Consider the following 12,652-nt stretch of genomic DNA (forward strand, 5'->3'; position numbering starts at 1 on the left):
GTAATCCTCCTGTCAGAGCGATTTATTGCGCCGCCAATATGCCCTCGGCATGCGTCTTGAACGTATCGAGCGAGGTCTTGATGTCTTTATTATCATACATCGTCGCTTCGATCAGCGCGTTGAATTCGCTCATGACTTCCGGCCAAGCGACGGATTTGTTCGTATCGACCGCATACTGCAATTGGTCGTACGCCACTTTGCGGTACGGCTCCTTGGCCCACAAGTCCTGAAGCTCCTTGGATTCCGCCATCGACTTCGTAAACGGCAGGTAGCCCGATTGCAGAATGAACGGCAGCGCGCCCTGCGGATCCGTCTCCATCCAGTTGACGAATTCCCATGCCGCTTCCTTCTTCTTCGAAGAGGCCAGCATCGCGACGTTGGCGCCCCCCGTCGGCGTTGCGTACTTGGTATCCTCCGGCAGGAAGGCCGTCTCGTAATCGAAATTCACGGCGCTGGCGATGCCGCCGATGCTTCCCGTGGATTGATACATCATGGCGACTTTGCCGCTCGTGAACATCCCGTTGACGATCGTGCCCGAATCCTTGGCCGGCGGATAGTACAGGGCGCCCGAGTTCTGCATGCCTTTCAGGAACGAGAACACCTTCTCGCCGACGCCGTTGTCATAGAAGCCGAGGCTCTTCTTGTCATCCGAGAAGAACGTGCCGCCCGCCTGCGAAATCATCGCGATCGGATACCAGGTATCGTACGGCATGGTCAAGCCGTATTGCGTCACTTCCTTGCCGTCCTTGACGACGAGCGCGTTCGCCGTCTTCTGAAGCTCATCCCATGTTTTCGGAACCGACAGGCCCTTGGCGTCCAACAGCGTTTTATTGATGTGAAGGATCGGCGTGGAACGGTTGAGCGGCAGGGAAACGAGCTTATCGTTGAACGTCGAATGGCCCATCAAGCCGGGCAGAAACTCGCTCTCGTTCAAATTGGACGCGTCCATCATCGGACGAAGGTCCTCCAGCGCATCGGCGTCCGCGAACATCTCGACGTACGCGCGCTCCAGCATGGTGACGTCCGGACCGGTGCCTGCCGCGATCGACTGCTGCAGCTTCGTGACGGTCTCGTCATAGCTGCCTTGGAAGGTGCCCACGACTTCGACGTCGTCATGCGAATCGTTGAAGCGTTTGATCAGCGCATCCATGTACTCGGCGTTCTTGCCGCTGAGCGAGTGCCAGAAATCGATGGTCGTCTTCTCCGTCTTGGCCGGTTCGTTGGCCGGCTGCGCCGCGTTGTTCTGCGGAGCATTGGCATTCGCATTACCGGCTGCCGAGGCGCTATTGTTATTGTCGTTTCCGGACGATGAACAGCCCGAGATGATGCCTGTCAGCAGTGCTGTCGTGAGCATAAGGGCGGATTTCTTTTTCACGTGGATACCCCTCCATAATAGCTATGATTTCATCTTGCGGCTTGTACTTGCGCTTGTACCGGATTTGAATTTGGAATTTGCCTGACCTCTACTCCTGCTTCTACTTGCCCACTCTACGTACCCGATCCACTTGACCTCTTCTATTTGAAAGGGACCAAATCGTCATTTAATCCCTGAATATACGAACGCGTTCACGATCTGCCTGGAGCAGAACAGATAGACGATCAAGATGGGGACGACGAGCACCACGTTGCCGGCCATAATAATATGCCAGTTGCTGATGCCTTCGGTCTCGCGCAGCGTCGCGATGCCGAGCGTGAGCGGCCGGACGTTCGTCGTATCCGTCATGACGAGCGGCCAGAAATAGTCGTTCCAGTGGCTCACGAAGCTGAACAACGCGATGGTGGCCAACGCGGGCTTCGACATCGGCGCCATGAGTTTCCTTATGATCGTGAACTCGCTGGCATTATCCAGCCTGGCCGATTCGATCAGCTCTTGCGGAATCTGCATGAAATATTGGCGCAGCAGGAAGATGCCGAACGCGTTGGACATGAACGGAAGGATCTGCGGCCAGAGCGTCCGCACGATTCCCCAATCGGCCAGCATCAGGTAAACGGGAATGAACGTCACCTGCGTCGGAATCATGAAGGCCAGCAGCACGAGTCCGAAGAAGAACGAGTTTCCCTTGAAGCGGTACTTGGCGAATGAATAGGCAGCCGGGATCATGACCGCGAACTGAATGGCCAGGATCGCCGCCGTCACGACGATCGAATTGCGCGCGTACGTCCAGAAAGGTCCGGCCGTCATCGCGGTTCGAAAGTTCTCCCACTGCGGCGAAGCCGGCAGCCACACCGGCGGGAACGACATCGTCTCCTTGAAGGTTTGCAGCGACGTGGAGATCATCCACAGGAAGGGAACGATGAAGACAAGAAGGGCCAGCGCTTTCGCCGCCGCGTTCAGGGCGCGCCGCGTCGCCGTGCTTTCCATGGTTTGCAAGCGGACATCTCCTTTCCGAGAGCTACTGGTAATGAACCTTGTTGGACAGGATGCGGAAGTAGGCGAAAGTCAGCAAGCCGATGATGGCCATGAGCACGACGCCCGTCGCCGAGGCATAGCCGATATTCGTCGTCCGGTAATCGTAGATATAATAGACCACGGTCGTCGTCGCGCCGTTCGGGCCGCCGCCCGTCATGATCTGCACCGCGTCGAACACCTTGAAGGAACCGATCGTCATGATGACGAGGATAAAAAACAATTGCGGCGATATCATCGGCAGCGTAATTTTGAAAAACGTTTTGGCTCGGCCGGCGTTGTCCAGCGCGGCCGCCTCATATATGCTCGGCGGAATGCTTTGAAGCGCAGCCGAGAGGATCAGCGTGTAGTAGCCGAGACCCTGCCATACCGCGACGAGCATGACGGACATCATCGCCGTCTTGGAGCTCTGCAGCCAGTCCGACGTCGGCAGGCCTAGCGTTTTCAATGCGTAATTCAGCAAGCCCAAATGCGGTTCCATTAACCACATCCAGACGAGCGAGATCGAGACGATCGACACGATGTGCGGCGTGAACATGCCCGCCTGCACGATGGCATTCCACTTGCTCTTGCGATGCAGCCACAAAGCGGCCAGCAGGGCGAGCACGATTGTCGCGACGACGATGCCGACGGTATACACGGCCGTATTGGCAAGCGCTTTGTAGAAGTCGTCCCGCGCCAGCAGTCCTTTGTAATTATCGAGGCCAATGAACTTGCTCTTCGCTTTGTTCATCAGGTTGTATTTGTAGAGGCTCAAATGCATCAAGCGGTACACGGGATAGAGCACGAAGAGCGTAATCCCGGTCATGGCCGGCAGAATCAGCGCGTACGGACGGATCCGCTCCCAAATCGTCGCGTTAGACATGGGCATACCGGCTTCCTCCGAGCGCGCCGAGATAATCCCGGTAGCGCGGGTGGCTGTCGCGGATTCGGCTGCCGTCCGCGTCGAACAGGTAGACCCGTTCCGCCCCGACGCCCAAATGCACGTCTTGGTCCACGGCGAATCCGTCATCGGCGCTCTTGACCATGTACGATTGGTCTCCTCGCCGTACTTGGTACAGCGTCTCGGAGCCCAGCATCTCCCGCGTCACGATCGTGCCGGCGAACGCGAAATGCGAATCGGACGGTTCGGTGCCAAGCTGCGCGTTCTCCGGCCGAAAGCCGAATCGGATGCCATCCGCGCCGAGCTCCTGGACGTTCATCGGCGGCATGCCGATAAACTGGGCCGTGAAGAGATTGTCCGGCTGGCGATAGATCACGTCCGGGGCCGCTTCCTGCTGAATGGCGCCTTGATTCATCAACACCACCGTGTCGGCCATGGACATGGCTTCCACCTGGTCATGGGTCACGTAAACGAAGGTCGTGCCGAGCTTCTTGTGCAGCTCGATGAGCTCGAGCCGCATCTGCGCGCGCAGCTTGGCGTCGAGATTGGAAAGCGGCTCGTCCATCAGGAAGACGGACGGCTTCTTGACCATCGCCCGTGCCAGCGCGACGCGCTGCCGCTGGCCTCCCGACAGCGTCGAAGGCTTGCGGTCCAAGTACGGGGCCAGGCCGACCGTTTCGCTGATCGACGCCACGAGCTCGTTCCGCTCGGCCTTGGCGATCTTGTTGTTCTTCAAGCCGAAAGTGATGTTCTCGCGCACCGTCATCGTCGGATACAACGCGTAGTTCTGGAATACCATCGCCACGCCGCGCTGGCCTGGCGCGACGCGCGAGACGTCCCTTCCGCCGATGAGCACGGAACCGGATGTCTGCTGCTCGATGCCGGCGATCATGCGCAGCAGCGTCGTCTTGCCGCAGCCGGAAGGGCCGACAAGCACGGTGAACGATCCGTCCGCGATGGCGAGATGCAACCCGTCGATGACTTTGTTTTTCCCGAACGCTTTCGTGAGATTGTCGATGATGATGGATGCCATTGGGCACTGCCTCCTTCTCCGGGTATCAGACGGTATAGATGGTCATGCCGCCGTCCCTGAACGGTTTCAGCGTTTCTTCGGATGCTTCGGTTCCGGTAACGAGCGCATGGATGGCATGATTCGGCGCAACGGTGTGAAGCGACAGCTTGCCGATTTTGCTGTCGTCGGTGACGACGATGATCTCCCTGGCGGCGGCGATCATGCCTTGCTTCGCAGGCACGAGCCGCGCTTCGGGATGCATCAAGCCATGCTGCGGATGAAGCGCCGGCGTGCCGATGAACGCCTTGATGGTATGCAGCGAGCGCAGGACATGCTCGGTGAACATGCCGTTCAGCATATAACTGTGCGGATACAGCTCGCCGCCGGTCAGAATGACTTTGATTCGAGGCGCGTCCTTCAGCTCGGCCGCCACGTTCATGTCGTTGGTGACGACCGTGATATCGGAACGGTGCACGAGATTCCGCGCGATATGAAGCGTCGTCGTGCCGGAATCGATAATGATATGGTCGCCGTCCTCGACGAGGCTTGCGGCCATTTTGCCGATGCGCATCTTCTGATCGAGATTCTGCGTCGAGCGCTCGCTGACGGGCGGCTCGTCCTGCGTCCACTGCTCGACGATGACGCCGCCGTGCGTGCGCTTCAAGGCGCCTTCCTGCTCGATTTCCACCAAGTCCCGGCGAATCGTCGCTTCGTGCACGTTGAATTCCTTCGCCAGCGTGCCTACGGACGCCGTATTATGCTGCCTGACATAGTGTATGATCCTTCGTTTTCTCTCCGCGGCCAGCAACGATCGTTCCCCCATTTGTACGTTTATGTGCAATTCCGCTTGTTCGTTTGCGCGTTTATGCTTGCTTCGATCGTAACGTCCGATCTTCAACCGAAGATTAACGCGGCATGAAGATCATGTAACGTCCGGCGTGGCATGCGCGCGTTCGTTGTAGGCGCGCAGCAGCGTATGGCGTTCGAGGCGGACGTTATGCGCCTCGGCCAAGCTTCGTTTCAGCAATTCCGCGTCCAGTCCAAGCTCCGCAGCCGTGACCGGCGCGCCGGCTTCCCGGAGCAGCTCGGTCAGGGCGGCTTCGCTTGGAATCTCGGCAATCGCGCGGGCAACCGCCGGCCAATGCCGGGCAATGCTCGAATCGGCCGCCCATGGCTCCGCGCCCTCTTCGGCGATACGGCCGTACAGCCTTCCGATCTCGATCGTGGCGACGCCGACCTTCGCGCCGTGCAGCAGCTGCCGGCTTCCGTGACGAATATGCGCCATCTCCCAGTAATGGGAGAGATGATGCTCGGCCCCGGAGGCCGGATGCGACCGCCCGAATCGCAGCATCGCAAGCCCGGACTCCGTCAAGGCGGACATCAGCGCATGGATGCCTTCCTCGCGCCCTTGAGCGACGGATTCCGCATGCTCCACGCACCTGCGCAGCGCATCGCTCGTCATGTCCGCTACCGCTTGCGAATAAGGTTCTCCGGCCGTCCATGCGCCGAACTTCCAATCGAACAGCGACGTGTATTTGCCGATCATGTCGCCGAAGCCCGCGGCCGCGAGCCGGGGCGGCGCCTGCATGAGCACGTCCAAGTCGGCGAATACGGCGGCCGGACCGATCGCAGGCACGGTTGTCTTGACGCCGCGCGTAATAATCGGCGCTCCTCGCGAATTGAAGCCGTCCACCGAAGGCGCGGTCGGCACGGAGAGGAACGGGATGCCCGCCGTGAACGCGCAATAGCGCACGATGTCATGGATCGTTCCCCCGCCGACGGCCAGGACGGCTGCCGCGCCGGTGCGTTGAATATCCAGCAGCAGCTGGACCAGCGCCGCTTCGTCGGCGAGCACGTCGCCGGAAGCGCTCGGCTTGAAGAGCGTCACGTCAACTTCGACGCCTGCGGCGGACAAGGTCCGGCAGAGCCGGCCGCCGGCCGCGCGGTACGTGTTGTCGTCCGCCGCGACGATGACGCTGCGATAGGACATCTGTTCAATATAGAGCACTGCTTCCTGCAGCGCGCCCGACGCGATGGAGACGGAGGTCAGATTCAAGCTTTCCGAAGCCTCGGACCGCATGCTGCGTGCGGCGGCTTCGCCGATTCGGGATAAAGGTTCCGTCATGTTGTTGTTCTTCCTTTCCAGTCGCTATGCTGGGCAATGCTCGCTCAAGTCGGCGAGCGATTGCCAGATCCAATCCGGTTCGAGCAGGCTGACCTCCGCCTCTTCCCTGCTTACCGAGCCGCTTAACACAAGGGCGGTCGCCATGCCCGCCCGTTGGCCGAGACGAATATCCGATTCCAGGCTGTCGCCGATGATCATGCACCGCTCCGCCGGCAGCCCCAGCGCTTCCAGTGCCGCTTCGGCCATCGAGGCCGAAGGCTTGCCGAGCACGATCTCCGGCGATTGGCCGGTTGCCGCCGCGATCGCGCCGATCATGCCCGCGACATCGATGGACAGCCCCTCCTCGCCCGGGCATGTCTTGTCCGCGTTCGTCGCCATGATTCTGGCGCCGTGGCGCACCGCCCGGAAAGCATCGTTCAAATCCTTATAGGTTAACGTTTCGCACAGCGTAATCAGTAGCCAATCGGCTTCTTCCGGGGCAAGGGCGAGCCTGACGTCCGCAAGCCGGAGCTCGTCGCGAAGCCCTTCGTCGCCAAGCGTCCATACCGCCGCGAATTCATGATGGCGCTTCAGATAGGAAGCGGCAACGGCGGATGTCAGCACGATCTCGTTCATCTCCGCCACTACGCCCATCCCCGCCAACTTAAGCCGGCACGTTTCCCGGGAGATGTTGCCGCGGTTGCTCAGAAATACGATTCGTTTGCCTGTCGCGCGCAAATGCGCGATCGCATCCGCGGCGCCGGGGATGGCCTCGCTTCCGCGATAAACCGTACCGTCCAAATCGACGATGAATCCCTCCGCGCTGATTTTCTTAGTGGACATTGCCGCACCCTCGTTCGTAGTTGAGTTCAAATGAACATTCGCTTGCGCGGTATTGTTTGTTTCTGCTCATTTATAAGTCCACTATAAACAGGCATCTTCAACGGAGTGTCAGCTTGGCTTGGAGGATTTGTAAATGCAGGTCCGCGCTCCCTGCTTTTCCTTTTCTCTTCCATGCCAACCGCCACGAACAAGGCAAAACGCCAAAAAAACCGTCCAAGTCATTGGACGGCCGGCACTTAGCATGGCTGATTTTTATTGGGGTTAATGGTTGTCGCATCTCGGTAACAGGTCTTATGCATTCGTCTTGATGGTTCTGACTCGGCCTTAATCGACAGCGATTGATCGGTCTTGCCTCACGACTTGAATGCCGACTTCAACACGGACACCGTCAGCAGCAGACCGGGCAGAAGCAACCCCATCGTCAGTGCGTAGAACGGCCAAATCTCGGCCGCGAACACCCTGAAGTACACGATATTGGGATAGACCACGATCGAGAGCACGCCGAGTATGATGCCGCACGGCACGAGAAACGGCCGGTACGTGCGCAAGCGGAACAGCTGCGCCATGCCCAGCATCGAGGCGTAGAAGCAGATGGCCAGCTTGTAGAAAATCGTCAGAAACCAAATGACCGCCACGAAAACCTCGATACGCTGCAGAAACTCGCCGACTTGAATCTTTTTGGCCAGCGTGTAGCTGGGAAACGTATGACGGGCCGTGAAATCCCATCCGAGGACAAACACGCAGAACATCGTCACGACGATGATGACCAGTCCGGCGAGAAGAGCGCCCTTCATGAAGGCCGAACGAATTTTCTTCGGGCGATTAACGCACGGGAAGACCATGAGGAAGACGACGAGCTCCAAGTAAGGAATGCTGAGTACCGACAGGCTGCCATGGATAATGCCTCTGGCGCCGGTTTCGAACAGGGGCTGGATGCGATCGAATTGAATCTGCGGAATCAGGAACAAAATCAACAGGACGATCAGCAGCACGACCCACGGCAGGAAAATCTCCGACGAACGCGCGATGACTTCCAAACCCAGACTCACGCCCATGACGATAGCGAGCAGGAACAAGGTATGAACGACTTGGATCGGCGTCTCCGGCATGACGATCGTCGTAATGAAGTCGCCCACGTTCCGCAGCACCAATGCCGATAACAGAAAGAAATACAGCAAGAAGAGCATGGCCGCGAGCTTGCCCAGCCAGCGTCCGAGGATGGTTTCCGAATACTGGATCAACGATTGATCCGGGTATCTCGAGCCGAGCGCATGATAGAGAAGCAGGAGCAGCATGCCGCCGGCAACCCCGGCAATGGCGGCGATCCAGCCGTCCTGCTTGGCGACGGAAGTCAGCGCGGACGGCACGATCAAGATCGTGCTCCCCAAACTGAACAGCAGCGTCAGGATCGAAAATTGCCGCGGGTTGATTTTGACTTTCTCGATCTCGAACATAGTCGACAGGTCCTTCTTTCACGGGGTTATTCAAGGGCGGACAGGATGATTCTGCTCATCGGCTTATACAGCGCGGTAAGCCAGTCCAAAGGGTTTGGGATCGGCATGTGCAGCTCTTCGGCAACGCTAAGCAGGGTGCCGATTGCCAGCAGAACCATGAACAGCCATAGCTCTCTGAACTGCTTGGCCCGTCTGAGCCGCGGATATTCGTACACGACGGCGCCGGCGGAGATAAGCATCACGATCCATGCCACCTTATTCCTCCTCTTCCATTCGATCCAGGAAGGACTGGACGACCGAACCGGTGCGGCGGATTTTGGCTTTTACGGTAATATGCACGGGAAGCCGGACGAACTCGTCCCTCCAGTGGTCCTCCAATCGATGCCACGTCTTGACGTCGGCCCGATGAATCGCGTCTCCGAATCCGAAAATATCCGCTTTGTAAAACTTGGCCCGCGTTACGGCCGACTCCATGGTCGACTTGATTTCGTCGCTCATCTCTTTCTCCAGCTGCGCCATCGCCTCGTTCGTGCCCAAATCCATGGCGCACTCCACCTCCCCGACATTCCCTTCCGCTCTGACGGTCACCTGAATTTCCGGCTTTCCGTTCACGATCTTCCCCTTCATCTTATGGCTCGCATGAATTAATTCAATGGCCAAGTTATCGCCCTTCGGACACGGAAGGCGGATGATCGTGCTGTGGATATTCCCCCGGATATAGTTGTAGCCTTTGCTTTGTCTGGCGCTCAGCCATCCGACGAGCTTATCTTTGCGGAACACCGCGAGATTCTCGTATCTCAGCACCGTCTGCGGACTCACGCTGTTCAAATTGCCCCTGGTCTCTCCCTGTTTGACGTCTCCGATGATGCGAATGCCTGCGAGCACGGGATCCTTGCCTTGGTCGACCAAATCATAAATCAGCTGGTGCAGGTCGACTTTGGACGTCACGCCCCAGCTTCGCTGGGAAGCCACGAGCGAGGAGAACATTTTGTCCGCCGGGAGTTTCTCGAGCGGCGTCAGGATCTTCAGTACGTCGCTTGCGGTGCCGCCCTTGGCCACGATGATGTAGAAGTCCGCTCGCAATTCATGGTCGCGCGAGAGGGAATCCAGCAGCTTCCCGATGCCTTCCCGGGCCAGATCCTCTCCGATGACGAGGATGCGCAAATGGGACGAGTAAATCTTTCGCGGCGTCGTGGTGGTCATGGCCCGAATCGATTCGAATATCGTGCGCCCTTTCGACATCTGAACCGTAACGACGGGAACCCGTCCGCCGCCGCCGTTCGCAGCGGAAATCTCCGTCGCGTTGATCAACTGGGCCGATATGTTGTACTGCTCGTTATTCTTATCAAAGCCGAAGGCCGTCGCAATGGAGAGCTCGTTAAGCTCCTTCCGGTTCCAACAGCCGGTCAACGCCGCTGCCGTCAGGATCAGAAGCGCCGACAGCAGCATTCTGCGCAGCAGCATGACAGGATCATCGCCTTTCCGAATCTGTGAACGACTTCTATGGTGCGGGCTTGCGCGGAGAGCGCTTCTTTTGCCGTATCCGGTCATTCGGACTGATCATATGCTGGCGCGTCCTGAACGTCCAGAGGGGCAAGCGGAATATATTGTCCTTCTGATCCTGCAGGATGAACGGCGCGAACGGCGCCATATACGGAACGCCGAACGATCGCAGGCTGCATAGATGCAGCACCAGGATGATCGTGCCGACCAGAATGCCGTAAAGCCCGAAGGTAGCGGCAAGCATCATGAACAGGAAGCGAATCATGCGAATGGATATGCCCATGTTGTACGAAGGAATGACGAAATTGGAGATCGCCGTAATGGAAACGACGATGACCATCGCCGGTCCGACCAGCCCGGCATCGACTGCCGCTTGCCCGATGACGAGCGCCCCGACGATCGAGACCGCCTGCCCGACCGTCCGCGGCATGCGAACCCCGGCTTCCCTGAGAATTTCGAACGTGATCTCCATCAGCACGGCTTCGATGAACGCGGGGAACGGAATTCCCTCCCGCTGCGCTACGATGTTGATCAGGAGGGAGGTGGGAATCATCTCCTGGTGAAACGTCGTAATCGCGATGTACGCGGCAGGACCGAACAGGGCGATGAACGTGCAGACGTAACGAAGCATCCGCAGCAGCGTTCCGATGTCCGCGCGTTGATAATAATCCTCCGCCGTTTGCAGGAAGTGCGTAAATAAGGCCGGCACGAGCAGCACGAAAGGCGTCCCGTCCACGATAATGGCCACGCGCCCCTCCAAGAGACCGCCGGCGACCGTATCGGGACGCTCCGTATTGTAGACCGTCGGGAATGGCGTATATGTCTCGTCTTGGATCAATTCCTCGATATAGCCGCTCTCCAGAATCGCATCAATGTCGATCCGATCCAGACGGAGGCGGACTTCGTCCACGACCTTGTCGTCCACGATCCCGTCGATGTACATGATGGCTACGTCCGTACGCGTGACGGAACCGATCTGTCTCGTTTCCAGCCATAGGCGGGGATCCTTGATTTTGCGCCGAATCAAGGCGGTATTCGTGCGCAGGGCTTCGGAAAACCCTTCCCTTGGCCCCCTTACGACCGATTGGGACGTCGGCTCCGTAACGCCCCTGTCCTTCCAATCGCCCGTGCTGGCCGCGATGGCTTCTTGACAGCCATCCAGCAAAACCGCGGTATCGCCGGATAAGATGGCATGGCAAAGCGATTCGAAATCAAGCACTCGCTTGAGGTCGCCGATCTTGAGCATGTACGACCAGATTAGCTGCAAGGGCTCCCTTTCGTCGGCGAGCTCGAGCAATGCCTGCGTTTCGCCGCTGTCGGCAAGCAGCGATTCCAGCAAATCCTTCGCGTTGGCCAATCCGTCGATATAGATAATGGCGGCGGGATGCGGCTGCCGATTCGTTATAATCGTGAAGCTGCGAATGACGAGATCCGAGCTGTTGCCCAGCTTGGACCTCACGATGCGCAGCGTATCCTCAAGCTCGGCTTTCAACTCGCGTGTAGCCTGTGTCTCATCGGTCTGCTGCAAGGCTACCACCCCGTACGTTTACTTTTTACCATCATTTCCATGAGAAGGGGGTTTCAACCGTTCTACGGCAGCGATGCCGCCGGGTGGACAACGCAAAAAAGGCCGCCGGATTTCATGGCCGGCAGCCTTCTGCAAACGTTCAGTAAATCTTCTGGACTCTTACGGACTCCCCCAGCGTTTCGCGGGATTTCTCGTCAAACCGCCGAGCCGGCACTTGCTACTCCGCCATGCGGATGACGATCTCCGCGCCATGCGGCTCGGGTCTGTACGCTCCGGCACGTTCGCGAAATGCGAAGACGATGCCCGTCAAGTCGTCCGGAAATGGCGGCGACACCACGAAGCTGGACGAGGAACTCCCGGCGCGGCTTCCTCCGCTATCGAAACGGCAGTCGTAGCCCTCGCCGACGTGGAGTTCGAAGTGACGCAGCCGTTCGGGCGAAGGCAGGCTCTCTTCGAGCCCGTCCCATTCGATATGAAGCGTCACGACGCTGGCATTGGCATACTGCCGGACGGCATTGACGGTATAGAACGAACCGCCATGCTCAGCCGAACGAAGGACGGAAATATGCTTGCGGAAGCCCGTCGGCACCACCTGCGGCTTGAAATGCTGCTCCGTTCCGAGCACGCCGAATACCGCTTTCAGATAATCCTCGTAGAGGCCGCGCTCTTCGGCCCATTTCGCGATGTAAGCGAACGGCGGATAGCCCGGATCATCGTGCGCGATATCCTTTCGCTGCCCCAACAGTGCGCAAATCCGCTCGTCGATCGGGTAGATCCGCTCGTCGTAATGCTCCGTGGGACGCTTGAAGGGCATTCGTTTCATCCGTCATGCCTCCTTTTTTTGTCGGGCCGCTGCGGTTCGTCTCTTAATGAACGCAACAGCGAGGAAGATCATCAGCGAGCAGCCGGTAACCAGCG

The 12,652-nt window shown here is 58.5% G+C and carries 12 protein-coding genes; all 12 read right to left on the reverse strand.

What is annotated here, in order from left to right:
* Positions 1-22 precede the first annotated feature (22 nt).
* Positions 23-1,354, reverse strand: coding sequence for an ABC transporter substrate-binding protein (locus AC0YNU_RS29775; protein WP_475763199.1), 1,332 nt, complete (start codon positions 1,352-1,354; stop codon positions 23-25).
* Positions 1,355-1,537: 183 nt separating this feature from the next.
* Positions 1,538-2,362, reverse strand: coding sequence for a carbohydrate ABC transporter permease (locus AC0YNU_RS29780; protein WP_475763200.1), 825 nt, complete (start codon positions 2,360-2,362; stop codon positions 1,538-1,540).
* Between the two features lie 31 nt (positions 2,363-2,393).
* Complete coding sequence (locus AC0YNU_RS29785; protein WP_475763147.1) at positions 2,394-3,272, reverse strand: carbohydrate ABC transporter permease; 879 nt, start codon at positions 3,270-3,272, stop codon at positions 2,394-2,396.
* On the reverse strand, positions 3,265-4,323 hold the full coding sequence (locus AC0YNU_RS29790; protein ID WP_475763149.1) for an ABC transporter ATP-binding protein: 1,059 nt from the start codon (positions 4,321-4,323) through the stop codon (positions 3,265-3,267). The genes AC0YNU_RS29785 and AC0YNU_RS29790 overlap by 8 nt, the downstream gene beginning before the upstream one ends.
* Before the next feature lie 25 nt (positions 4,324-4,348).
* Complete coding sequence (locus AC0YNU_RS29795) at positions 4,349-5,110, reverse strand: DeoR/GlpR family DNA-binding transcription regulator (RefSeq protein ID WP_475763151.1); 762 nt, start codon at positions 5,108-5,110, stop codon at positions 4,349-4,351.
* Between the two features lie 114 nt (positions 5,111-5,224).
* A complete protein-coding gene (locus tag AC0YNU_RS29800) occupies positions 5,225-6,427 on the reverse strand; it encodes a sn-glycerol-1-phosphate dehydrogenase (RefSeq protein ID WP_475763152.1) in 1,203 nt (400 codons plus the stop codon).
* A gap of 24 nt (positions 6,428-6,451) precedes the next feature.
* Positions 6,452-7,249: an HAD-IIA family hydrolase gene (locus AC0YNU_RS29805; protein WP_475763154.1), complete on the reverse strand. Its 798-nt coding sequence runs from the start codon at positions 7,247-7,249 to the stop codon at positions 6,452-6,454.
* 353 nt (positions 7,250-7,602) lie between these two features.
* Positions 7,603-8,703, reverse strand: coding sequence for a GerAB/ArcD/ProY family transporter (locus tag AC0YNU_RS29810; RefSeq protein WP_475763155.1), 1,101 nt, complete (start codon positions 8,701-8,703; stop codon positions 7,603-7,605).
* A gap of 26 nt (positions 8,704-8,729) precedes the next feature.
* Positions 8,730-8,957, reverse strand: a complete 228-nt coding sequence (locus tag AC0YNU_RS29815; RefSeq protein WP_475763157.1) for a hypothetical protein — start codon at positions 8,955-8,957, stop codon at positions 8,730-8,732.
* Between the two features lies 1 nt (position 8,958).
* Positions 8,959-10,167 carry a Ger(x)C family spore germination protein gene (locus tag AC0YNU_RS29820; protein WP_475763159.1) on the reverse strand — a complete coding sequence of 403 codons (1,209 nt, stop codon included), beginning with the start codon at positions 10,165-10,167 and terminating at the stop codon, positions 8,959-8,961.
* Positions 10,168-10,204: 37 nt separating this feature from the next.
* On the reverse strand, positions 10,205-11,743 hold the full coding sequence (locus tag AC0YNU_RS29825) for a spore germination protein (protein ID WP_475763161.1): 1,539 nt from the start codon (positions 11,741-11,743) through the stop codon (positions 10,205-10,207).
* 208 nt (positions 11,744-11,951) lie between these two features.
* Positions 11,952-12,557, reverse strand: a complete 606-nt coding sequence (locus tag AC0YNU_RS29830; protein ID WP_475763163.1) for a hypothetical protein — start codon at positions 12,555-12,557, stop codon at positions 11,952-11,954.
* Positions 12,558-12,652: the final 95 nt, after the last annotated feature.

This window comes from Paenibacillus sp. J31P316 (assembly GCF_056269105.1).